The sequence below is a fragment of the Streptomyces sp. NPDC024698 genome, from assembly GCF_055559015.1.
In genome coordinates this window covers 1011633-1034849 of record NZ_JBVHLK010000001.1, presented here as the reverse complement: position 1 = coordinate 1034849, position 23217 = coordinate 1011633, and the positions used below count along the sequence as shown (strand labels likewise).

At 70.4% G+C, this 23217-nt stretch carries 16 protein-coding genes; 12 read left to right on the top strand and 4 right to left on the bottom strand.

What is annotated here, in order from left to right; genetic code table 11:
• Positions 1-25 precede the first annotated feature (25 nt).
• From mtnA to ACZ4AA_RS04385, 7 genes are all read left to right on the top strand, one after another.
• Entirely contained in the window at positions 26-1171 is a 1146-nt protein-coding gene (gene mtnA / locus ACZ4AA_RS04415; protein ID WP_467595019.1) for an S-methyl-5-thioribose-1-phosphate isomerase, read from the top strand.
• 8 nt (positions 1172-1179) lie between these two features.
• Positions 1180-1869, top strand: coding sequence for a two-component system response regulator MtrA (mtrA, locus tag ACZ4AA_RS04410; RefSeq protein WP_467595016.1), 690 nt, complete (start codon positions 1180-1182; stop codon positions 1867-1869).
• A 1-nt stretch (position 1870) separates the two neighbouring features.
• Positions 1871-3955 (top strand): MtrAB system histidine kinase MtrB, encoded by a 2085-nt coding sequence (gene mtrB / locus ACZ4AA_RS04405; RefSeq protein ID WP_467595012.1) that lies wholly within the window; start codon positions 1871-1873, stop codon positions 3953-3955.
• Positions 3945-5789: an LpqB family beta-propeller domain-containing protein gene (locus ACZ4AA_RS04400; protein ID WP_467595009.1), complete on the top strand. Its 1845-nt coding sequence runs from the start codon at positions 3945-3947 to the stop codon at positions 5787-5789. The genes mtrB and ACZ4AA_RS04400 overlap by 11 nt, the downstream gene beginning before the upstream one ends.
• Positions 5790-5924: 135 nt before the next feature.
• Positions 5925-6851 (top strand): ComF family protein, encoded by a 927-nt coding sequence (locus ACZ4AA_RS04395; RefSeq protein WP_467595005.1) that lies wholly within the window; start codon positions 5925-5927, stop codon positions 6849-6851.
• 315 nt (positions 6852-7166) lie between these two features.
• The gene (hpf, locus tag ACZ4AA_RS04390; RefSeq protein ID WP_467595001.1) at positions 7167-7859 is read left to right on the top strand and encodes a ribosome hibernation-promoting factor, HPF/YfiA family; all 693 of its coding nucleotides are present in this window, start codon (positions 7167-7169) and stop codon (positions 7857-7859) included.
• 205 nt (positions 7860-8064) lie between these two features.
• Positions 8065-8811, top strand: coding sequence for a response regulator (locus ACZ4AA_RS04385; RefSeq protein WP_467594998.1), 747 nt, complete (start codon positions 8065-8067; stop codon positions 8809-8811).
• Positions 8812-8851: 40 nt separating this feature from the next.
• Here the strand turns inward: ACZ4AA_RS04385 and ACZ4AA_RS04380 are convergent, their stop codons facing one another.
• Together ACZ4AA_RS04380 and ACZ4AA_RS04375 are read right to left on the bottom strand one after the other, a co-directional pair.
• The gene (locus tag ACZ4AA_RS04380) at positions 8852-10093 is read right to left on the bottom strand and encodes a winged helix-turn-helix domain-containing protein (RefSeq protein WP_467594995.1); all 1242 of its coding nucleotides are present in this window, start codon (positions 10091-10093) and stop codon (positions 8852-8854) included.
• Between the two features lie 166 nt (positions 10094-10259).
• A complete protein-coding gene (locus ACZ4AA_RS04375; RefSeq protein ID WP_467594992.1) occupies positions 10260-10826 on the bottom strand; it encodes a GNAT family N-acetyltransferase in 567 nt (188 codons plus the stop codon).
• Positions 10827-11070: 244 nt separating this feature from the next.
• Here ACZ4AA_RS04375 and secA point away from each other — a divergent pair, with 244 nt between their 5' ends.
• On the top strand, positions 11071-13911 hold the full coding sequence (gene secA, locus ACZ4AA_RS04370; RefSeq protein ID WP_467594988.1) for a preprotein translocase subunit SecA: 2841 nt from the start codon (positions 11071-11073) through the stop codon (positions 13909-13911).
• A gap of 105 nt (positions 13912-14016) precedes the next feature.
• On the opposite strand, the gene ACZ4AA_RS04365 is transcribed toward secA, so the two are convergent.
• Positions 14017-14604: an Rv3235 family protein gene (locus ACZ4AA_RS04365; RefSeq protein WP_467594985.1), complete on the bottom strand. Its 588-nt coding sequence runs from the start codon at positions 14602-14604 to the stop codon at positions 14017-14019.
• A 346-nt stretch (positions 14605-14950) separates the two neighbouring features.
• Here ACZ4AA_RS04365 and ACZ4AA_RS04360 point away from each other — a divergent pair, with 346 nt between their 5' ends.
• A complete protein-coding gene (locus tag ACZ4AA_RS04360) occupies positions 14951-15466 on the top strand; it encodes a DUF6912 family protein (protein ID WP_467594982.1) in 516 nt (171 codons plus the stop codon).
• A gap of 58 nt (positions 15467-15524) precedes the next feature.
• Positions 15525-16190 carry an HAD family hydrolase gene (locus ACZ4AA_RS04355; protein WP_467594979.1) on the top strand — a complete coding sequence of 222 codons (666 nt, stop codon included), beginning with the start codon at positions 15525-15527 and terminating at the stop codon, positions 16188-16190.
• Between the two features lie 128 nt (positions 16191-16318).
• Here ACZ4AA_RS04355 and ACZ4AA_RS04350 read toward each other — a convergent pair whose 3' ends face one another.
• Entirely contained in the window at positions 16319-16885 is a 567-nt protein-coding gene (locus ACZ4AA_RS04350; protein WP_467594974.1) for a DJ-1/PfpI family protein, read from the bottom strand.
• A 622-nt stretch (positions 16886-17507) separates the two neighbouring features.
• Here ACZ4AA_RS04350 and ACZ4AA_RS04345 point away from each other — a divergent pair.
• Together ACZ4AA_RS04345 and ACZ4AA_RS04340 are read left to right on the top strand one after the other, a co-directional pair.
• Positions 17508-22445 carry an NAD-glutamate dehydrogenase gene (locus ACZ4AA_RS04345; protein WP_467594970.1) on the top strand — a complete coding sequence of 1646 codons (4938 nt, stop codon included), beginning with the start codon at positions 17508-17510 and terminating at the stop codon, positions 22443-22445.
• A 287-nt stretch (positions 22446-22732) separates the two neighbouring features.
• On the top strand, positions 22733-23203 hold the full coding sequence (locus ACZ4AA_RS04340) for a GtrA family protein (RefSeq protein ID WP_467594967.1): 471 nt from the start codon (positions 22733-22735) through the stop codon (positions 23201-23203).
• The last annotated feature ends 14 nt before the right edge of the window (positions 23204-23217 follow it).

The following is a 23217-nucleotide window of genomic DNA, read 5'->3' as shown; positions in this document are numbered from 1 at the left end:
GCCGGATACGGGGCAGACTGAGTGGATGGCCGATCACTACGCGCAATCCCGCGAGGACAGCGGGCCGACGGAGATACCCGCGATCCGCTGGCACGAGCCGCCAGAGGGCCCTGTGGTGGTCCTCCTCGATCAGACGCGGCTTCCCGCCGAGGAGGTCGAGCTCGTGTGCACGGACGCGCCCGCGCTGGTGGAGGCGATCCGCACGCTCGCCGTGCGCGGGGCCCCGCTGCTCGGGATCGCCGGGGCGTACGGCGTCGCGCTCGCCGCCGTACGCGGCTTCGACGTGGACGAGGCCGCCCACGCGCTGGCCGCTGCCCGGCCCACCGCCGTGAACCTCGCGGTCGGCGTGCGCAGGGCGCAGGCGGCCCACCGGGCGGCGCTCTCCGCGGGCGGCGACCAGGCGGCGGCCGCGGCTGCGGCGCTCAACGCGGCGCGGGTGCTGCACCGCCAGGACGCCGAGGCGAGCTCCCGTATGGCCCGGCACGGGCTGGCCCTGCTCGACGAGCTGATGCCGGGCGGCGGCCACCGGGTGCTCACGCACTGCAACACCGGAGCGCTGGTGTCCGGCGGCGAGGGCACCGCGTTCGCCGTGGTGCTCGCCGCGCACCGGGCGGGGCGGCTGCGGCGGCTGTGGGTGGACGAGACGCGGCCCCTGCTCCAGGGTGCCCGTCTGACGGCCTACGAGGCCGCGCGCTCCGGCATGGCGTACACCTTGCTCACGGACAGCGCTGCGGGTTCGCTGTTCGCGGCCGGGGAGGTGGACGCGGTGCTCATCGGGGCCGACCGCATCGCCGCCGACGGTTCGGTGGCGAACAAGGTGGGGAGCTATCCGCTCGCGGTGCTGGCCAGGTACCACCATGTGCCGTTCGTCGTGGTGGCGCCGGTGACGACGATCGACCCGGACACGCCCGACGGCAGATCCATCGAGGTCGAGCAGCGCGCGGGTCATGAAGTGACGGAGATCGCAGCTCCGCAGGTACCGGTGGCGGGGACGGAGCCGGGAGGAGGTATACCTGTGGCACCCCTGGGGACCCAGGCGTACAACCCGGCGTTCGACGTGACGCCGCCGGAGTTGATCACGGCGATCGTCACCGAAGAGGGCGTTGTTTCGCCCGTGACGGCTGAGGCTCTCGCCGAGCTGTGTGACTTGTCACGCCAGGTAACGATTTAGTTAATGGGATGATGTCGTTTATGAAGGGACGAGTCCTTGTCGTCGATGACGACACCGCACTGGCCGAGATGCTCGGCATTGTGTTGCGTGGTGAAGGTTTTGAGCCGTCTTTCGTAGCCGACGGCGACAAGGCGCTGGCCGCTTTCCGCGATGCCAAGCCCGACCTGGTGCTCCTGGACCTCATGCTGCCCGGACGGGACGGCATCGAGGTGTGCCGCCTGATCAGGGCGGAGTCCGGGGTGCCGATCGTGATGCTCACGGCGAAGAGCGACACCGTCGATGTCGTGGTCGGCCTCGAATCGGGCGCCGACGACTACATCGTGAAGCCGTTCAAGCCAAAAGAGCTGGTGGCCCGGATCAGGGCGCGGCTGCGCCGTTCGGAGGAGCCCGCCCCCGAGCAGCTGTCGATCGGCGATCTCGTCATCGACGTCGCCGGTCACTCTGTGAAGCGGGAAGGCTTGTCGATCGCGCTGACGCCGCTGGAGTTCGACCTGCTGGTCGCTCTGGCGCGCAAGCCGTGGCAGGTGTTCACACGTGAGGTCCTCCTGGAGCAGGTGTGGGGTTACCGGCACGCGGCGGACACCCGTCTGGTCAACGTGCACGTCCAGCGCCTGCGCTCCAAGGTCGAGAAGGACCCGGAGCGCCCGGAGATCGTGGTGACCGTCCGAGGTGTCGGATACAAGGCAGGACCGAGCTGACATGTCTTTCGACAGTGCCGCTTCGGCGTCCGCTGAGCAGGGGGATCGTTCGGGGCGGCCTGTCGGCCGGAAGATGAAGGGCTCCCGCTGGGAGCGGTTCTTCGAGGGAGGGCTGCTCCAGGGCGGGGTCCAGGGCAGCCCGGTCCTTCGGCTGCTCATACGCTGGGTGCGCCGTCCGCTGCTGCCCGTTATGCGGCTGTGGCGGCGCAACATCCAGCTCAAGATTGTCGCGACGACGCTGCTGATGTCCATGGGCGTCGTCCTGCTCCTCGGCCTCGTCGTGATCGGGCAGGTGCGCAACGGTCTGCTGGACGCCAAGGTGAAGGCCTCGCAGAGCCAGGCCACCGGTGGTTTCGCGGTGGCCAAGCAGCAGGCGGACGCGGCGGTGACGGCGAACGGCGACGACCGTTCGGCCGCCGACGGCCGGCCCTCGAAGAACGTCAGCCAGTGGATGACCGACCTCGTCGTGTCCCTGTCCAGCGGTGGGCAGGGCGCGTTCGACGTGGTGACGCTCAACTCCACCGCCTCGGGCGACGGCAGCGGCGGTCTCGCGCCACGCTCCTCGGGCCAGGTCGACTCGACGGTCAGCATCCCCGAGAACCTCCGTGCCCGGCTCGACAGGAACACCTCCGCGGCGCAGAGCTACACCCGTGTCGTCTACAAGGACGGCAAGGAGTCCCAGCCCGCGCTGGTCATCGGCAAGCAGGTCAGCGACCCCAACGGGGACGCGTACCAGCTCTACTACCTCTTCCCGCTCACGCAGGAGGAGAAGTCGCTGAGCCTGGTCAAGGGCACGCTCGCGACGGCCGGACTGTTCGTCGTGGTGCTCCTCGGCGCCATCGCCTGGCTCGTGGTCCGCCAGGTCGTCACCCCGGTGCGGATGGCGGCCGGGATCGCCGAGCGGCTCTCCGCCGGGCGCCTCCAGGAACGTATGAAGGTCACCGGCGAGGACGACATCGCGCGCCTCGGCGAGGCCTTCAACAAGATGGCGCAGAACCTCCAGCTCAAGATCCAGCAGCTGGAGGACCTGTCGCGGATGCAGCGGCGGTTCGTCTCCGACGTGTCGCACGAACTGCGTACCCCGCTGACCACCGTGCGGATGGCCGCCGACGTCATCCATGACGCGCGGGTGGACTTCGACCCGGTGACCGCGCGGTCGGCCGAGCTCCTCGCCGACCAGCTCGACCGCTTCGAGACGCTCCTCGCCGACCTGCTGGAGATCAGCCGGTTCGACGCGGGCGCGGCGGCGCTGGAGGCCGACGCCATCGACCTCAGGGAAGTCGTACGACGGGTGGTCGGCGGCGCCGAGCCGCTCGCCGAGCGCAAGGGCACGCACATACGGGTCGTCGGCGACCAGCAGCCGCTGATCGCCGAGGCCGACGCCCGGCGGGTGGAGCGCGTGCTGCGCAACCTCGTCGTCAACGCAGTGGAGCACGGTGAGGGCAAGGACGTCGTCGTCCGGCTCGCCGCGGCGGGCGGAGCGGTCGCGATCGCGGTCCGCGACTACGGCGTCGGACTCAAGCCCGGCGAGGCGACCCGGGTCTTCAGCCGTTTCTGGCGGGCCGACCCGGCACGCGCGCGTACCACCGGCGGAACGGGCCTGGGCCTGTCCATCGCCCTGGAGGACGCGCGGCTGCACGGCGGCTGGCTCCAGGCGTGGGGCGAGCCGGGCGGCGGTTCGCAGTTCCGGCTGACCCTGCCGCGGACGGCGGACGAGCCGCTCAGGGGATCACCGATACCGCTGGAACCCAAGGACTCGCGGCGCAACCGCGGACTCGACGACGCCGGTCTGCCGCACGGCGGCACCACCAAGCGCGCCACGGTCCCCGTACAGCAGGCCGGGTCCGCCTCGGATCCGATACCGCAGCGCGGGGGCATCGCCCCCCGGCTGGCCGGGGCCTCGCCCACGGCCGATCCCACGGCGCTGCCGGGCAGCGGCGCCCGTGTGGTGCCCCGGCCCGCCGGGGCGCTGCGCCGCCAGGAGGAGACATCCGGCAGCGGCCGGGAACGGACCGCGCAGGAGCGGGGGCGGGACGGCGACACGCCGGAGGAGCTCGGACATGGGGAGGCATTTCGTGGGCGCTGACCGCGGGGGGAACGGTGTCCGCGGACAGCGTTCGGTGCGTGTCGTGGTGTACGCGGCTTGTGGCGCCCTGCTGCTGGCGGGGTGCGCCTCGATGCCGGACAGCGGAGATCTGCGCGGGGTGGAGTCCACCCCGCGGCAGGACCCGCAGGTCCGCGTCTACGCCGTGCCGCCGCATCCCGGCGCCTCGGCCGCGGAGATCGTGCAGGGCTTCCTGGAAGCGCTGACCAGCGACGACGCGAAGTACGAGACGGCCGGCAAGTACCTCACCGACAGCGCGCGCAAGACCTGGGACCCGTACCGTTCGACGACGGTCCTCGCGGACGCGCCGGAGCCGGTCGGAGCGCCCTCGGGGACCAAGGACGACAGCCATGACGTCCTGTTCCGGCTGAACGGCAGCAAGGTCGCCACCGTGGACAGCCGGCACGCGTACGGGCCGGACTCCGGCCAGTACAGCGGATCGGTGCATCTGACCAAGCTGAAGAGCAACAAGCAGTGGCGCATCGACGGACTGCCACAGGGCGTGGTCATGGGCACGTCGGACTTCCAGCGCAACTACGTGTCCGTGAACAAGTACTACTACGCCTCGAACGGATCCTCCGGGACCGGCCGCCCCCTGGGGACCGTCGCCGACCCGGTCTACGTGCGCGCCCAGGTGGACCCGATGACGCAGATCGTGCGCGCGCTCCTGAAGGGCCCCACGAACTGGCTGGACCCGGTGGTCAGGTCGAGTTTCCCGTCGGGCACGGAACTGAGGAACGCCGACGTGTCGCTGTCCCCGGACGACCGCAACAGCGTCACGGTGCCGCTGAACGCGAAGGCCGACCGGGTCGGAAGCGGCCAGTGCCGGCAGATGGCGGCCCAGATCCTTCTCACCCTCCGCGACCTGACGCCCACCGGCGTCGACGAGGTGGAGCTCCAGCGGGCGAACGGCTCGCAGCTGTGCGTGCTGACGAAGGCCGGGGCCGAGAGCGTCGCCTCGCACGGCACCGGCGAGCACCCGGAGTACCAGTACTTCATCGATCACGACCAGCGGCTCGTGCGGATGCCCGGCGCCAACCGTGACAAGGAACCCGAAGCGGTGCCCGGCGCGCTGGGCGAGGGCGGCAAGAAGCTCCGGGCGGCCGCGGTGTCGCGCGACGAGGACACGGCGGCCGGAGTGTCGGCCGACGGCCGCAGCCTGTACGTCGGGTCGCTGGTCCCGGGCGGTTCGCTGGCCGAGCCGGTGGTGCGCAGCCAGGGCAAGACGCTCGACGACCGGCTGACGACGCCCAGCTGGGACGCGCGGGGCGATCTGTGGGTGGCCGACCGCGATCCGAAGAACCCCAGGCTGCTTCTGCTCCAGAAGGGCGCGGGCCAGCCGATCGCCGTGCAGGCGCCGGAGCTCGACGGGCGTATCGAGGCGGTACGGGTGGCGGCCGACGGCGTGCGCATCGCGCTGATCGTCGAGAAGGACGGCAAGAGCTCGCTCCAGATCGGGCGCATCGAGCGGTCCAAGCCGGACGAGCCCGTCGGCGCGTACATCTTCGAGCCGCGTTCCGTCGCGCCCCAGCTGGAGGAGGTCACGGCCATGTCCTGGGCCGGGGACAGCCGTCTCGTGGTGGTCGGCAGCGAGAAGGGCGGAGTGCAGCAGATGCAGTACGTCCAGGTCGACGGCTCGACGCCGCTCGGCACCTCGCCCTCCGCGCTGGCCAACGTCAAGGAGATCGCCGCGTCGGAGGACGAGCAGCTGCCTCTGGTGGCGCACTCGGAGACGGACGGCATCGTGCGGCTGTCGGCGGGCGAGCAGTGGCAGAAGGTGGTCAAGGACGGGACGGCACCGGTGTACCCCGGGTGACGCCGTACGCGTTCGCGGTGGGCTCGTCCGGTCTCCGGGCGGGCCCACCGCCGTTTCGGCAGTTGTCCACAGGCGGGCCCGCCGGGTTTTCCACAGGGGTGGCCGGGCGGGCCGGGCGTTGGCACAGTGGAGGCCATGCGGGGGTGGTGGCGGGATCTCACGGATCTGGTGCTGCCGGCCGAGTGCGGAGGCTGCGGCAGGCCTCGCACGGTGCTCTGTCCCGAGTGCCGTGCCGCCCTGAGCGGGGCCGCACCGTGCCGGGTGCGACCGGTGCCCGAGCCGGCGGGGCTGTCCGTGGTGCACGCGGCGGCTCCCTACGGGGACGAGGTGCGCGCCATGCTCCTCGCCCACAAGGAACGGGGTGCGCTGGCGCTGGCGGCACCTCTGGGCACGGCCCTGGCGGGGGCTGTGCGGGCGGGTCTAGGACCGCAGGGACGCGGGGCACCGGCAGGGCGGCCCGCGGCCTCGCAGGGGCGGCCGGGGCCCGGGAAGGGGGTCACCTGGCAGACGCGGGGCAGGCCGGGCGGCGGTGGCGCGGCTCTTCGGGTGGCCGGGAGGGGACAGGAGCTCGTGCTGCTCGTGCCCGTGCCGTCGGCTCGGCGGGCGGTCCGGGCGCGGGGACACGATCCCGCGCGGCGGATCGCGCTCGCGGCGGCGGCGGAGCTGCGGCGCTCCGGGACACCGGCCCGGGTGCTCGGTGTGCTGCGGCAGCGGCGTGGGGTGGCCGACCAGTCGGGGCTGAACTCCCGCCAGCGGGCGGCGAATCTGGCGGGCGCCCTGGAGGTCGTCGCCGGGGCCGAGCGGCTGCTGGCCGAAGGAGGGAGGGTCGTGCTGGTGGACGACCTGATGACGACGGGTGCGTCGCTGGCTGAGGCGGCGCGCGCGGTGCGGACGGCGCAGTCGGATGCGAGGGCGCTGCGATGGACGGGTGAGAGGACGGAGAGGGCGGAGGTGTACGGGCGAAACGCGGGTAGGGAGCAGGCCGGAGGGACGAACGGTGACACCGTCGGTTCGGCGGTGATCGCGGCACCGTCGGACGCCTTCGAAATAAACCGGAACTGACCAGGAACTTGCATCGTTGCAGGTAACGAGAGAGTCAATTCACCTGAACGGAGGTACGTATCAGTAGAGGGTGACGACATCCGTCCGGGCGAGATATGTTCGGTTGTGAGGCAATGGCGCAGGCCGTACCTCGCGCATCCGACTGCCGAAGCGTGACTTTCCGGCAATCACCCGCATCGGTGGGGTGGAGATCTTGTCCTTGGGGGAGGAGGAGGTGAAAGTCACCGAGTCCGAGGTTCCGGGGCTCACCGGAGCCTGGTGCAAAAGGGAGATGCTCCGCCAGTGGAGCGGGGCTATCCGGGAACGGAGTTCTGCGTGGACATCGTCGTCAAGGGCCGCAAGACCGAGGTGCCCGAGCGGTTCCGCAAGCACGTGGCCGAGAAGCTGAAGCTGGAGAAGATCCAGAAGCTCGATGGCAAGGTGATCAGCCTCGACGTCGAGGTGTCCAAGGAGCCCAACCCCCGACAGGCCGACCGCAGTGACCGGGTGGAGATCACGCTCCACTCCCGCGGGCCGGTTATCCGGGCGGAGGCAGCGGCAAGCGACGCGTATGCAGCACTCGACCTGGCCGCGGACAAGCTCGAGGCCCGGCTGCGCAAGCAGCACGACAAGCGCTACACCCGCCGTGGCAACGGCAGGCTCTCGGCGGCGGAGGTCGCCGATGTCGTCCCGGGTGCCGCGACCCTGAACGGCAGCGGTGACATCGTCCGCGACGACGAGCCGGACGCCGTGCCCACCAAGAAGATCGGTTCTCTCGAGATCATGGGCGAAGGCCCCTGCGTCGTCCGCGAGAAGACCCATGTGGCCGCACCGATGACGCTCGACCAGGCGCTCTACGAGATGGAGCTGGTCGGGCACGACTTCTACCTCTTCGTCGACTCCGAGACGAAGGAGCCCAGCGTCGTCTACCGACGCCACGCGTACGACTACGGTGTCATCCACCTCAGCACGGACCCGATGGTCACCCAGGGCGGGGCGGACGCACCGGGTGGCGCGCTCGGCGGCTGACCGTTCCCCGTGACGGCTGAGCCGGTGCCCCTGGAGCGCGAGTGCGCCCCCAGGGGCACCGGTGTGCGACCCCTTCACGTCCCGCTCCGTCACCCCGCCGCCGTCCGGACGTGGAATCATGGCCGCACCGGCCCAACCGGTGGGTCGTTGCCTTGGGTTGGCGATGCCACGGAAACACAGGCCACGGCCTTCAGGGGGAGGAACGATGGCGGACAGCTTCGGACCGATGCGTGCCGGCGATGCCGACGACCGAGTCGTCGCCTCCGGCCCGGACGGGGAGTCTTCGCGCAAGGAGCCCATCAGGGTCCTGGTCGTCGACGACCACGCCCTCTTCCGCCGAGGTCTGGAGATCGTGCTCGCGGCCGAGGAGGACATCCAGGTCGTCGGTGAGGCCGGGGACGGGGCGGAGGCGGTCGACAAGGCCGCCGACCTGCTGCCCGACATCGTGCTGATGGACGTCCGGATGCCCAAGCGCGGCGGTATCGAGGCGTGCACCTCCATCAAGGAGGTGGCCCCCAGCGCGAAGATCATCATGCTGACGATCAGCGACGAGGAGGCCGACCTCTACGACGCGATCAAGGCGGGGGCGACCGGATATCTCCTCAAGGAGATCTCCACGGACGAGGTGGCCACGGCCATCCGCGCGGTCGCCGACGGGCAGTCGCAGATCAGTCCGTCGATGGCCTCGAAGCTCCTCACCGAGTTCAAGTCGATGATCCAGCGCACGGACGAGCGCAGGCTGGTGCCCGCGCCGCGGCTCACCGACCGTGAGCTGGAGGTCCTCAAACTGGTCGCCACGGGGATGAACAACCGCGACATCGCCAAGGAACTGTTCATTTCCGAGAACACGGTGAAGAACCACGTGCGCAACATCCTGGAGAAGCTGCAACTGCACTCCAGGATGGAGGCCGTGGTGTACGCGATGCGGGAGAAGATCCTCGAGATCCGCTAGGCGCGGGGACTCGCTCCAGGCGCGCTGTCCCTGCCGGACCTCAGCCCAGGGCGCGGGCCAGCTCCGCGGTCAGCGGTTCGCGCAGGTCCGGGGAGTCCACCCGTTCGACCCGTACGTCCGTGCAGTCCACCCAGCTCGCGGCCTCCGCCAGGGCCTGGGCCACCGCCGGGACCGCCTTCGCGCCGTCCAGGGTGACCTGCCGCGCGACCAGCGTGCGGCCCTCACGGGCCGGGTCGACCCGGCCGACCAACCGGCCACCGGCGAGGACCGGCATGGCGAAGTAGCCGTGGACCCGCTTCGGCTTGGGGGTGTACGCCTCCAGGCGGTGGGTGAAATCGAAGATCCGCTCCGTGCGCGCCCGCTCCCAGATGAGGGAGTCGAACGGCGACAGCAGTGTCGTACGGTGACGGCCGCGCGGGACCGTCTCCAGCGCCTCCGGGTCCGCCCACGCGTCTCCGGCCGGTCTTTTGGCGCCGCCCTTCCCGGCCGCGGTCCTGCCCCACCCCTCCACCGTCACGGCCACCAGGCCCGAGTCCGCGATCACCGCGTCGACCTGCTCCAGCCTGAGACGGTGGTAGTCGGCGATGTCCGCGCGGGTGCCGACGCCCAGGGACTGCCCGGCCAGGCGGACGAGACGGCGCACGCACTCCCGGTCGTCCAGCTCGTCGTGCAGCAGCGCCTTCGGGATCGCGCGTTCGGCGAGGTCGTAGACCCGCTTCCAGCCGCGCCGCTCCACGCACACCACCTCGCCGTACATCAGCGCGCGTTCGACGGCGACCTTCGTGCCCGACCAGTCCCACCACTCGCTGGTCTTCTTCGCCCCGCCCAAGTCCGTGGCCGTGAGGGGCCCTTCGGCGCGCAGCTGCTTGACGACCTGGTCGTAGGCGCCGTCGGGCAGGTCGTGGTTCCAGTGCGGGCGGGCGCGGTAGGCGCGGCGGCGGAACGCGAAGTGGGGCCACTCCTCCACGGGCAGGATGCAGGCCGCGTGGGACCAGTACTCGAAGGCGTGCGGTGCCGGGGGTGTGTCGGCGGGCGGCGCGGAGGTCCAGTAGGCCTGCTCCACGGTCTTGCGGCCGACGGCGCCGAGCCGGGCGTACGGGATCAGTTCGTGGGAGCGGGCCAGGACGGAGATCGTGTCGAGCTGGACCGCGCCCAGGTGCCGCAGGACTCCGCGGACGCCCGCCCTGCGGTCCGGGGCGCCCAGGAAACCCTGCGCCCGCAGAGCGATGCGGCGCGCTTCGTCCGCGGAGAGTTCGGTGGTGGGACGCGGGAGACTACTCATGCCCACACGTTAGGCGGTGCCACTGACAACCGGGGCGCCTGTGGACGGAGCGCGGTGACGCCCGCGGAGGAACGGTGTGACACCTGCGTAGGGGACGCGGCGCCGACCGGGCCGTACCGACCTCGTCGGCCCGGGCGGGATTCGGCGCCGGGACCCGCCGCACAGCTCACCTGGCGGGCAGGTAGGGCGCCGTCGACGGGAGGCCCAGGTCGGAGGGGAGCAGCGAGCCGATCCAGCAGTCCCTGCGTACGCCCTTGTTGTTGATGGCGGAGCGGAGGGTCCCCTCGACGGTGAAGCCGGCGCGTTCGGCGACCGCGCGGGAGCCGGCGTTGCCGACCTCGGCACGCCATTCGACGCGGTCGACGGACAGGTCCGTGAACGCCCAGCGGGAGGCGGCGACGGTGGCCTCGGCGATGTAGCCGTTGCCGCGGTGCTCCTTGGTCGCCCAGTAGCCCACCTCGCCGACCCCCAGGGAGCGCATGGTGATGGAGAGCATGCCCACGAGTTCCCCGGAGGGAAGGAAGACGCCGAAGGCGAAGGCCGATCCGTCCGCCCAGCCCTCGGGCACCATCTGGTCCGTGAAGCCCGAGGCGTGCTCGCGCAGATAGGGCGACGGGATCGTGGTCCAGCGCTGGATGTCGGGATCCTGGGCGGCCTCGAAGACGGCGTCGGTGTCGTCGACGCCGACGGCGCGCAGGACGAGACGGTCGGTGGTCAGCGTGACGGGGTCCATCGGCCGATTCTGCTCGGGCATACGGAAGGACGCCATTCCTTTGCCCTGGGTGACCGGTTCGCTACTTTTCGCTGTGCGAACGCGGCACCTTCGGCAACCCCTGTCCGTTGTCCTGGTGGCTGTCCCCGGCAGACCTCCCGGCGCGGTGTGGTCCTCGCTTACGATGGCCGTTGCTCAAGCTGTGATTTGAAACTGTCATTGAAACCGACCGTCCCAGGCCCGACCGGCAAGGAGACAAACCCCCGTGTCCGTCCTCTCGAAGATCATGCGTGCAGGCGAAGGCAAGATCCTGCGCAAACTGCACCGCATCGCGGACCAGGTCAACTCCATCGAAGAGGACTTCGTCGACCTCTCCGACGCCGAGCTGAGGGCCCTCACCGATGAGTACAAGCAGCGGTACGCCGACGGCGAGACCCTCGAAGACCTGATGCCCGAGGCCTTCGCCACCGTCCGCGAAGGGGCCAAGCGCGCTCTTGGCCAGCGTCACTACGACGTGCAGATCATGGGTGGAGCCGCGCTCCACCTCGGCTATGTCGCGGAGATGAAGACCGGTGAGGGCAAGACCCTCGTCGGCACCCTGCCCGCGTATCTGAACGCCCTCTCCGGAGCCGGCGTCCACCTCATCACGGTCAACGACTACCTGGCCGAGCGCGACTCCGAAATGATGGGCCGCGTCCACAAGTTCCTCGGTCTCGAGGTCGGCTGCATCCTCGCCAACATGACTCCGGCCCAGCGCCGTGAGCAGTACGCGTGCGACATCACCTACGGCACGAACAACGAGTTCGGCTTCGACTACCTGCGCGACAACATGGCGTGGTCCCAGGACGAGCTCGTCCAGCGCGGCCACAACTTCGCGATCGTCGACGAGGTCGACTCCATCCTCGTGGACGAGGCCCGTACGCCGCTGATCATCTCCGGCCCGGCCGACCAGGCCACCAAGTGGTACGGCGACTTCGCCAAGCTGGTCACCCGCCTGAAGAAGGGCGAGGCCGGCAACACCCTGAAGGGCATCGAGGAGACCGGCGACTACGAGGTCGACGAGAAGAAGCGCACCGTCGCCATCCACGAGCCCGGCGTCGCCAAGGTCGAGGACTGGCTGGGCATCGACAACCTCTACGAGTCGGTGAACACCCCGCTCGTCGGTTACCTGAACAACGCCATCAAGGCCAAGGAACTGTTCAAGAAGGACAAGGACTACGTCGTCATCGACGGCGAAGTCATGATCGTCGACGAGCACACCGGCCGTATCCTCGCCGGCCGCCGCTACAACGAGGGCATGCACCAGGCGATCGAGGCGAAGGAAGGGGTGGACATCAAGGACGAGAACCAGACGCTCGCCACGATCACCCTCCAGAACTTCTTCCGTCTCTACAAGCGTCACGACCACAGCGGCAAGGAACTGCCCGGTCTCTCCGGCATGACCGGTACGGCCATGACCGAGGCCGCCGAGTTCCACCAGATCTACAAGCTCGGTGTCGTCCCGATCCCGACCAACCGGCCGATGGTCCGCAAGGACCAGTCCGACCTGATCTACCGCACCGAGGTCGCGAAGTTCGAGGCGGTCGTCGACGACATCGTCGAGAAGCACGAGAAGGGCCAGCCGATCCTCGTCGGTACGACGTCGGTCGAGAAGTCCGAGTACCTCTCGCAGCAGCTCTCCAAGCGCGGCGTCCAGCACGAGGTGCTGAACGCCAAGCAGCACGACCGGGAGGCGACGATCGTCGCCCAGGCCGGCCGCAAGGGCGCCGTGACCGTGGCCACCAACATGGCCGGCCGTGGTACGGACATCAAGCTCGGCGGCAACCCCGAGGACCTCGCGGAGGCGGAGCTGCGGCAGCGCGGCCTCGACCCCGAGGAGCACATCGAGGAGTGGGCGCACGCCCTGCCCGCCGCCCTGGAGAAGGCCGGGCAGGCCGTCCGCGCGGAGAACGAAGAGGTCAAGGACCTCGGCGGTCTCTACGTGCTCGGCACCGAGCGTCACGAGTCGCGGCGTATCGACAACCAGCTGCGCGGTCGCAGCGGCCGTCAGGGCGACCCGGGCGAGTCCCGGTTCTACCTCTCGCTGGGCGACGACCTGATGCGCCTGTTCAAGGCGCAGATGGTCGAGCGCGTCATGTCGATGGCGAACGTCCCGGACGACGTGCCGATCGAGAACAAGATGGTCACGCGTGCCATCGCCTCGGCGCAGTCGCAGGTCGAGCAGCAGAACTTCGAGACCCGCAAGAACGTCCTGAAGTACGACGAGGTGCTCAACCGGCAGCGCGAGGTCATCTACGGCGAGCGCCGCCGGGTCCTGGAGGGCGAGGACCTCCAGGAGCAGATCCGGCACTTCATGGACGACACCATCGACGCCTACATCGCGGCCGAGACCGCCGAGGGCTTCGCCGAGGAGTGGGACCTCGACCGGCTGTGGGGCGCCTTCCGGCAGCTCTACCCGGTGAAGGTCACCGTCGAGGAGATGGAGGAGGAGGCCGGCGACCGTGCCGGTCTGACCGCCGAGTTCATCTCCGAGTCCATCAAGGACGACATCCACGACCAGTACGCGGCCCGCGAGGAGCAGCTCGGCTCCGAGATCATGCGTGAGCTGGAGCGGCGCGTCGTGCTGTCGGTCCTGGACCGCAAGTGGCGTGAGCACCTCTACGAGATGGACTATCTCCAGGAGGGCATCGGCCTGCGCGCGATGGCGCAGAAGGACCCGCTGGTCGAGTACCAGCGCGAGGGCTTCGACATGTTCGGCGCCATGATGGACGGCATCAAGGAGGAGTCCGTCGGCTACCTGTTCAACCTGGAGGTCCAGGTCGAGCAGCAGGTCGAGGAGGTCCTGGTCGAGGACTCCGCGCCGTCCCTGGCCAAGCAGGAGGCGGTCCCCGCGGGCGGGGTGCGCCCCGAGATCCGCGCCAAGGGCCTCGACGCCCCGCAGCGGCCGGACCGGCTGCACTTCTCCGCGCCGACCGTGGACGGCGAGGGCGGCATCATCGAGGGCGACTTCGCCAGCGACGAGCCCGTGCGGTCCGAGGCGGACGGCCTCACCCGCGCGGAGCGCCGCAAGCAGCAGAAGGGCGGCGTGCGCCGTCGCAAGAAGTGAGTGAGGGTCGCGGGCGGCGGGCCACTGCCACCGCGCGCGACCGCTGACGCGGGAGGGGCCGGACACCGGGTGTCCGGCCCCTCCCGCGTTGCACGGGCCCGTCCCTCAAGTGGTGTCGGCGGGTGTGCGGGGGCCGCCGAGTTCGATCGCGGTGCAGCGCCAGCGCAGGTCGGGGCCCTGTTCCAGCCGGAAGGCCATGGCGCGGAGCTGGTCGCCGGCGCCGATGCGGGCGAAGGCCTCGACGGCGTCCGGGCGGGCCACGTAGTAGCCGATGTCCCGGACGACGGGGCGGGCGCCGCGGGTGCGAAGGGGGCCGCGTTCGGCGAGGCGGACCAGCTCGTCGTAGGCCCGGCCCGCGGTGTGGCGCAGCATGCAGTGGACGGGGCGGGCGCCGCTCAGCACGGCCAGCAGGCGCTCGGCGAAGACATCGGTGGGGCGCGGCTGCGGAGCGGGGCGCCCGGCCCTCTCGGGGGACGTCGTGGTGAGGGTCAGGGCCTCGCCCGGGAGTCCCGGGGGCGGGGTGCTCGGGGCCGGCGCGGGTGCGGCGGACGCGGCCCGCGGCGGGCCGCCGCCCGGGCTCCTGGAGGGGGTGCCGGGGGCGCGGGGCGGGGCGCCCCCCGGCCTGCGGGAGTCCCGGCGGCCGGGCGGGCGGGTGCCCGGGTGGCGCCCGGTCCTGGTCATCACCTTGTTCATACGTCGTCCCCGCTCGTCGTCCGGACCGGTCGTACCGGCCGGTAACTTTCGTGTCGGGGATCTTGTACGAGCCGGGAGGGGCGCCGCGCAAGGACGGCGGGCGCGCGTCGCGGCGGCGGTGAAGTTCACCTATCAGGGTGGTCCGCGGGCGTGGAACCCTTGGCGGCACAGGGGAGCGCCGGGTGAATCGCTGGCGTGAGGTGGACGTGACGGAGGGTGCGGCCGGCACCTCGAAAGGGGACGCCCGCACGTATCCTGAAAGCCCTCTCCGGAGGCGCGGGACCGCCCTCCCCGGAGGTGTCAGGACCGGTGAGCCTCGGAGTCCCGACCACGAAAGCGGCCAGCCATGCGCGTCTACGTCCCCCTGACCCTCTCCGGTCTCGCCGAGGCGTACAAGACGGGAGAGCTGGAGACGGGTCCGTTCACCGCGTACGCGGTCACGCCCGCCCTGCGCGAGTGGTATCTCTCCGACGACATCGAGGAACTGGAGTACGCCGCGCTGAGCCGTGCCGCGCTGGCCTCGCTGCGGCTTCTGGCGGCCGACGCGGGGGCCGTGCGGCGCCGGGTCGTCGTCGCGGTCGACGTTCCGGACCGTGCCGCGGCCGCCGACCCCGACCGTGGGCTCGATCCGGCGGCGCTCGGCGAGGTGCGGGTCTCCCAGGACGTGACCCTGGCGAAGGCGGCCGCCGTGCACGTCGACGCGGTGGACGCGGAGACGGACGTGACCGCGGCCGCGGCCGCGGTCGGCGCCGCGGACACCGGGGACGACGACGCCCGGTTCGTGGTCGACGGGGCCGAGGACCACGAACTGCTGTGGTTCGCCACGCAGGAGATCCCGGGCCTGCTCGGACTCGGGGAGTAGCCCTCGGGCCACCGCTCCCGACGAGGTGTTGTCAGTGGTGGCGGGTAGGTTTCTCCGTATGGGGAAGCAAGGGAACGCGCACATTGTGTGGGACTGGAACGGCACGCTGTTCCACGACAATGACGCGATCATCGGGGCGACGAACGCGGCGTTCGCCGAGCTGGGACTTGAGCCGATCACCCTGGAGCGGTACCGGGCGATGTACTGCGTGCCCGTGCCGAGGTTCTACGAGCGGCTGATGGGCAGGCTGCCCACGCAGGACGAGTGGCAGCTCATGGACGACACCTTCCACCGGTACTACGCCGAGCACCGCAGAGCCTGCGGCCTCACCGCCGGAGTGCCCGCGCTGCTGGCCGGATGGGCCGCGGCGGGCCACAGCCAGTCCCTGCTGAGCATGTACGGGCACGAGGATCTGGTCCCGCTGGTGCGGGCCTTCGGGATCGAGCCGCACTTCCTGCGGGTCGACGGGCGCACCGGACCCTCCGGCGGCAGCAAGGCGGAGCACATGGTGCGCCACCTCGGTGCCCTCGCGGGTGTCGAACCGGCCCGTGTGGTGGTGATCGGGGACGCGGTGGACGACGCTACGGCCGCGCGGCACGTCGGCGCCGGCGCCGTCCTGTACACCGGGGGTTCCCACAGCCGCGTCAGCCTGGAGGAGGCCGGTGTCCCCGTGGTGGACAGCCTGGCGGAGGCGGTCGAGGAGGCCGGCAGACTGGCGGCCTGAAACCCCGATGGCCTCCAGGGCCGGTCGAAGGCGCCCTGGGGCCCGAGGGCTCCGCCCCGGACCCCAGGCCTCCAGAGGCCCCGAGGGCTCCGCCCCGGACCCCAGAGGCCCCGAGGCGCCCGCGCCCGTCAGTTCACCGGGGCCTTCGAGCGCAGCACCTTGAGGAACTCGCGCATCCAGGCGGAGTGGTCCGGCCAGGCGCGGGAGGAGACCAGGGTGCCGTCGACGACGGCCTCCGCGTCCTGGAAGGTCGCGCCCGCGGCCTGCATGTCGAGCTCCAGCGCCGGATAGGCCGTGACCCGGCGCCCGCTCAGGCTGTCGACGGCGGCGGTCAGCAGGGGGCCGTGACAGATCTGGGCCACCGGCTTGTCCGCGTCGAAGAAGGACTTCAGGATCTTGCGGAGTTCGAGGTCGTTGCGGAGGTACTCAGGGGCCCGTCCGCCGGGAATGACCAGGGCGACGTACGCTCCGGGGTCGACCTCCGCGAACGCGAGGTCCGCGGGCCAGGTGTAACCGGGCTTCTCGGTGTACGTGTCGAAGCCGGGCTCGAAGTCGTGGACCACGAACTGGAGCTTCTTGCGGGTGGGCGCCGCGATGTGGACCTCGTAGCCCTCCTCGCGCAGGCGCTGGTAGGGGTAGAGGACCTCCAGCGACTCCGCCGCGTCGCCGGTGACAATGAGGATCTTCGCTGCCATGGTGCTGCGCTCCCGTCGGCCGTCCTTGCGCGTTTCGCCGTCCCGGTCAACCTGCCTCCGGGTGAGGCGTCTGCCAAGGGGCAGAACACCGCCCGTAGGACGAAGGTAACGCGCCGTCGGCCCGCACTGCATGCCATCACCCCGTTCGCCCCTGTGCATAGTGTCAAAGTTCCACCCCCGGTTTTGTACACATACGGCTCATGACGACTCCCCGGTCGGGGGCGATAGCCTGGTGGCGTGATCAGCGCGATATCTCGCGGGGGCATCGTCGCCCCTGCCCCGCGCCCGGAGCGCACGGACGACATCCGTGACCGGGCGTCAATCGCTGATCTTCACGGGCGGAACGGGATCATGACGACGACCGTGTGCGCCGGCGGAAACGCGGCGGGCGCGGGCGGCGACGCAGTCCGTAGGGCGACATCACCCGGGGAACGGACGTCGCCGAGAGCGACGTCACAGTCGCCGGGAGCGTCCGGATCGGCCGATACCCCTTCGCCCGTCTCACCCTCCGGCATAGCGTCGAACCAGACCGGACACCCCGCGTCACGGCGTCACGCCGGAAGCCACGAGACCGTATTTCCTTCAACGTCACGCAACGGCGCGCGACAGGAGCCAGAGGACCATGCAGACCAAGCTGGACGAAGCCAAGGCCGAGCTGCTCGAGAGGGCTGCCCGGGTAGCTGAGAACAGCCCGGTCGGGGGGCACCTACCGACTGGGACGACGGGCGAGGGCACCCCCGACCGGGACACCGTGCTCGCGTTCCTCCAGCGCTACTACCTGCACACGGCCCCGGAGGACCTCACCGACCGCGACCCGGTCGACGTCTTCGGAGCGGCCTTCTCCCACTACAGACTGGCCGAGATGCGGCCGCAGGGCACGGCGAACGTGCGGGTGCACACGCCGACCGTCGAGGAGAACGGCTGGACATGCAGCCACTCCGTCGTCGAGGTCGTCACGGACGACATGCCCTTCCTCGTCGACTCGGTGACCAACGAGCTGTCCCGCCAGGGACGCGGCATCCACGTCGTCATCCACCCGCAGTTCGTCGTCCGGCGCGACCTCACCGGCAAGCTCATCGAGGTGCTGCCCACGCGGCCCTCCGCCGATGACCTGCCGCACGACGCCCACGTCGAGTCGTGGATCCACGTCGAGATCGACCGTGAGACCGACCGCGCCGACCTGAAGCAGATCACCGCGGACCTGCTGCGTGTCCTGTCCGACGTCCGTGAGGCCGTCGAGGACTGGGAGAAGATGCGCGACGCGGCGCTGCGGATCGCCGAGGAGCTCCCCAAGGAGCCGACCGCCGACGATCTGCGCGACCTGGAGGTCGAGGAGGCCCGCGAGCTGCTGCGCTGGCTCTCCGGCGACCATTTCACCTTCCTCGGCTACCGCGAGTATCAGCTGCGCGACGACGACTCGCTGGCCGCCGTCCCCGGCACCGGGCTCGGCATCCTGCGCTCCGACCCGCAGCACGGCGAGGACAGCCACCCGGTCAGCCCGTCCTTCGAGCGGCTGCCCGCGGACGCCCGCGCCAAGGCCCGCGAGCACAAGCTGCTGGTCCTGACCAAGGCGAACAGCCGCGCCACCGTCCACCGGCCCTCGTACCTGGACTACGTCGGGGTCAAGAAGTTCGACGAGAACGGCGAGGTCGTCGGGGAGCGCCGCTTCCTGGGCCTGTTCTCCTCCGCCGCGTACACCGAGTCCGTGCGCCGGGTGCCCGTCGTCCGCCGCAAGGTCGACGAGGTCCTGCGCGGCGCCGGGTTCTCGCCCAACAGCCACGACGGCCGCGACCTGCTCCAGATCCTGGAGACGTACCCGCGCGACGAGCTGTTCCAGACCCCCGCCGACGAGCTCCGGGCGATCGTCACGTCCGTCCTGTACCTCCAGGAGCGCCGCCGGCTGCGGCTCTACCTGCGCCAGGACGAGTACGGCCGCTACTACTCGGCCCTCGTCTACCTCCCGCGCGACCGCTACACCACCGGTGTGCGCCTGCGGATCATCGACATCCTCAAGGAAGAGCTCAACGGCACCAGCGTCGACTTCACGGCCTGGAACACCGAGTCGATCCTGTCCCGGTTGCACTTCGTGGTCCGGGTCGAGCCCGGCACCGAGCTGCCGCAGCTCTCCGACTCCGACAAGGAGCGCATCGAGGCGCGTCTCGTCGAGGCCGCCCGCTCCTGGGCCGACGGCTTCGCGGAGGCGCTGACCGCCGAGTGCGGCGAGGAGCGCGCCGCCGAACTGCTGCGCCGCTACGGCAACGCCTTCCCCGAGGGCTACAAGGCCGACCACTCCCCGCGTTCCGCCGTCGCCGACCTGGTCCACCTCCAGGCACTCGGCAAGGAGCCCCGCAAGGACTTCGCGCTCAGCCTGTACGAGCCGGTGGGCGCGGCGCCCGGCGAGCGCCGTTTCAAGATCTACCGCACCGGTGAGCAGGTCTCGCTCTCCGCGGTCCTGCCCGCCCTGAACCGCATGGGCGTCGAGGTCACCGACGAGCGGCCCTACGAACTGCGCTGCTCGGACCGTACGACGGCGTGGATCTACGACTTCGGGCTGCGCCTGCCCAAGTCCCTCAACGGCAACGGCGACTACCTCGGCGACGACGGCCGCGAGCGGTTCCAGGAGGCCTTCGCCGCCACCTGGACCGGTCAGGCCGAGAACGACGGCTTCAACGCCCTCGTGCTGAGCGCCGGGCTCACCTGGCGCCAGTCGATGGTGCTGCGCGCCTACGCGAAGTACCTGCGCCAGGCCGGTTCCACGTTCAGCCAGGACTACATGGAGGACACCCTCCGCAACAACGTCCACACCACCCGGCTGCTCGTCTCGCTGTTCGAGGCGCGGATGTCGCCGGAGCGCCAGCGCGCCGGGGTCGAGCTGACCGACGCGCTCCTGGAGGAGCTGGACGCGGCCCTGGACCAGGTCGCCTCGCTGGACGAGGACCGGATCCTGCGGTCCTTCCTCCACCTGATCAAGGCCACCCTGCGCACGAACTTCTTCCAGCACACCGCGGCCGGCACGCCCCACGAGTACGTCTCGATGAAGTTCGACCCGACGGCCATCCCGGACCTCCCGGCGCCGCGCCCGGCGTTCGAGATCTGGGTGTACTCGCCCCGCGTCGAGGGCGTGCACCTGCGCTTCGGCAAGGTCGCGCGCGGTGGTCTGCGCTGGTCCGACCGGCGTGAGGACTTCCGCACGGAGATCCTCGGCCTGGTCAAGGCGCAGATGGTCAAGAACACCGTGATCGTGCCGGTCGGCGCCAAGGGCGGCTTCGTCGCCAAGCAGCTGCCCGACCCGTCCGTGGACCGTGACGCCTGGCTCGCCGAGGGCATCCGCAGCTACCGGACCTTCATCTCCGCGCTGCTCGACATCACCGACAACATGGTGGCCGGCGAGATCGTCCCGCCCGCCGACGTCGTCCGGCACGACGAGGACGACACCTACCTCGTGGTCGCCGCCGACAAGGGCACGGCGACGTTCTCGGACATCGCCAACGAGGTCGCCCAGTCGTACGACTTCTGGCTCGGCGACGCCTTCGCCTCCGGCGGCTCCGCCGGGTACGACCACAAGAAGATGGGCATCACCGCCCGCGGTGCCTGGGAGTCCGTGAAGCGGCACTTCCGGGAGCTCGGCGTCAACACCCAGACGCAGGACTTCACGGTGGTCGGCGTCGGCGACATGTCAGGTGACGTGTTCGGCAACGGCATGCTGCTCTCCGAGCACATCCGCCTGGTCGCCGCGTTCGACCACCGGCACATCTTCATCGACCCGGCCCCGGACGCGGCGACCTCGTACGCCGAGCGCCGCCGCCTCTTCGAGCTGCCGCGCTCCTCGTGGGCCGACTACGACACCGCGCTGATCTCGTCCGGTGGCGGCGTCTTCCCGCGCAGCGCCAAGGCCATCCCGGTCAACGCGCACATCCGCGAGGCCCTCGGCATCGAGTCGAACGTCGCGAAGATGACGCCGGCCGACCTGATGCGCGCGATCCTCCAGGCACCCGTCGACCTGCTGTGGAACGGCGGCATCGGCACGTACGTGAAGTCGTCCGCCGAGTCGAACGCCGAGGTCGGCGACAAGGCCAACGACGCGATCCGTGTCGACGGCGCCGAACTGCGCGTCAAGGTCGTCGGCGAGGGCGGCAACCTGGGTCTGACCCAGCTCGGCCGGATCGAGTTCGCCCAGCAGGGCGGCAGGATCAACACCGACGCCATCGACAACAGCGCGGGCGTGGACACCTCCGACCACGAGGTGAACATCAAGATCCTGCTCAACGCGGTGGTGACCAACGGCGATCTGACCGTCAAGCAGCGCAACAAGCTGCTCGCCGAGATGACCGACGAGGTCGGCGCCCTGGTGCTGCGCAACAACTACGCGCAGAACGTGGCGATCTCCAACGCGCTGGCCCAGTCCCCGAGCATGCTCCACGCCCAGCAGCGCTTCCTGCGCCACCTGGTCCGCGAGGGGCACCTCGACCGGGCCCTGGAGTTCCTGCCCACCGAGCGGCAGATCCGTGAGCGGCTCAACGCCGGTCAGGGTCTGACCGGTCCGGAGACGGCCGTCCTGCTCGCGTACACGAAGATCACGGTCTCCGTGGACCTGCTCGCCACCTCGCTGCCCGACGACCCGCATCTCCAGAGCCTGCTGCTCGCGTACTTCCCCACGGCGCTGCGCGAGAAGTTCCGCGAGCAGATCGAGGGGCACGCGCTGAGCCGTGAGATCGTGACGACCGTCCTGGTCAACGACACGGTCAACACGGGCGGTACGAGCTTCCTGCACCGTCTGCGCGAGGAGACGGGTGCCTCGCTCGAGGAGATCGTCCGGGCGCAGACCGCGGCCCGCGCGATCTTCAACTCCAGCGCGGTGTGGGACGCGGTGGAGGCGCTCGACAATGTCGTCGCCGCCGATGTGCAGACCCGCATCCGGCTGCACTCGCGCCGGCTCGTCGAGCGCGGTACGCGCTGGCTGCTCAACAACCGGCCGCAGCCGCTCCAGCTCGCCGAGACGATCGGGTTCTTCACCGACGGCGTCGAGCAGGTGTGGTCGGAGCTGCCCAAGCTGGTCCGCGGCGCGGACCTGGAGTGGTACCAGCAGATCTACGACGAGCTGTCGGACGCCGGCGTGCCGGACGAACTCGCCACCCGCGTGGCCGGGTTCTCCTCCGCCTTCCCGGCGCTGGACATCGTCTCGGTGGCCGACCGCATGGGCCGGGACCCGATGGCCGTCGCCGAGGTCTACTACGACCTCGCCGACCGTCTCGGCATCACCCAGCTGATGGACCGCATCATCGAGCTGCCGCGGGCCGACCGCTGGCAGTCCATGGCCCGCGCGTCCATCCGCGAGGACCTGTACGCGGCCCACGCGGCGCTGACCGCCGACGTCCTGGCGGTGGGCGACGGATCGTCCACTCCCGAGCAGCGTTTCGACGCCTGGCGGGAGAAGAACACGGCGATCCTCGGGCGGGCCCGTACCACCCTGGACGAGATCCAGGGATCGGACTCGTTCGACCTCGCCAACCTCTCGGTGGCGATGCGGACGATGCGGACACTGCTGCGCGTGCATTCCTAGGAAGCGGTCATCCACAGGTGAGTCCCGGGCGTCGTAGCCCGGGAGACGAGCGGACGGGGGCGCCCCGGGTCATCACGACCCGGGGCGCCCCCGTTTCCCATGGGGCGGATGGGTTCTTTCTTGCCCGTCTCTCGCGAAACTCCGGCCGGTAATTTACCTATACCTGGTAAATAGGACATTTAGCTTAAGGTTGGCTCGGCTGACGGGCCGACCGCGGCTCTGTCGACAGGTACACCCGTGGAGGTTCCGGACTCGTGGCAGTACACCTCACCGAAAGGCGGGCCCCCGTGACGACGCCACCCGTCCTCGGTCCCCAGAGAGCCCCGAAAGCGCCGAAGGGCCAGAAGGTCAGCCGGCTCGTCCTGGAAGTAGCCCGGTTCTCCGTCGTCGGCGGCAGCGGTGTCGCCGTCAACATCCTCTTCTTCAATCTGGCGCTGCATGGCCTGAAATGGGCCCCGATGGCCGCCACGGTGGCCGCCAGCTGTGTCGCCATGGGGACGAACTACCTCGGCTTCCGCTACTTCGCCTACCGGGACCGGGCCTCGCGCACCCCGCGCCAGATCGCCCTGTTCTTCGCCTTCAGCGGGCTCGGCGTCGCCATGGAGAGCCTGCTCTTCTACATCGGTTACCACGGTCTCGGGATGAACAGCCCGCTCGGCTCGAACCTCGCCAAGGTGCTGTCGATCGTCCTGGCCTCGGCGTTCCGCTTCGTGGTGTACCGGACCTGGGTCTTCCAACACGCGAAGAACGGTCGATAGCACCCCGAATCGGG

Bases quoted from the DNA above. Each gene is read 5' to 3' on its own strand.
- mtnA (WP_467595019.1), top strand. From the start codon at position 26: ATGGCCGATCACTACGCGCAATCCCGCGAGGACAGCGGGCCGACGGAG.
- mtrA (WP_467595016.1), top strand. From the start codon at position 1,180: ATGATGTCGTTTATGAAGGGACGAGTCCTTGTCGTCGATGACGACACC.
- mtrB (WP_467595012.1), top strand. From the start codon at position 1,871: ATGTCTTTCGACAGTGCCGCTTCGGCGTCCGCTGAGCAGGGGGATCGT.
- ACZ4AA_RS04395 (WP_467595005.1), top strand. From the start codon at position 5,925: ATGCGGGGGTGGTGGCGGGATCTCACGGATCTGGTGCTGCCGGCCGAG.
- ACZ4AA_RS04385 (WP_467594998.1), top strand. From the start codon at position 8,065: ATGGCGGACAGCTTCGGACCGATGCGTGCCGGCGATGCCGACGACCGA.
- ACZ4AA_RS04380 (WP_467594995.1), bottom strand. From the start codon at position 10,093: ATGAGTAGTCTCCCGCGTCCCACCACCGAACTCTCCGCGGACGAAGCG.
- ACZ4AA_RS04375 (WP_467594992.1), bottom strand. From the start codon at position 10,826: ATGGACCCCGTCACGCTGACCACCGACCGTCTCGTCCTGCGCGCCGTC.
- ACZ4AA_RS04365 (WP_467594985.1), bottom strand. From the start codon at position 14,604: ATGAACAAGGTGATGACCAGGACCGGGCGCCACCCGGGCACCCGCCCG.
- ACZ4AA_RS04360 (WP_467594982.1), top strand. From the start codon at position 14,951: ATGCGCGTCTACGTCCCCCTGACCCTCTCCGGTCTCGCCGAGGCGTAC.
- ACZ4AA_RS04355 (WP_467594979.1), top strand. From the start codon at position 15,525: ATGGGGAAGCAAGGGAACGCGCACATTGTGTGGGACTGGAACGGCACG.
- ACZ4AA_RS04350 (WP_467594974.1), bottom strand. From the start codon at position 16,885: ATGGCAGCGAAGATCCTCATTGTCACCGGCGACGCGGCGGAGTCGCTG.
- ACZ4AA_RS04345 (WP_467594970.1), top strand. From the start codon at position 17,508: ATGCAGACCAAGCTGGACGAAGCCAAGGCCGAGCTGCTCGAGAGGGCT.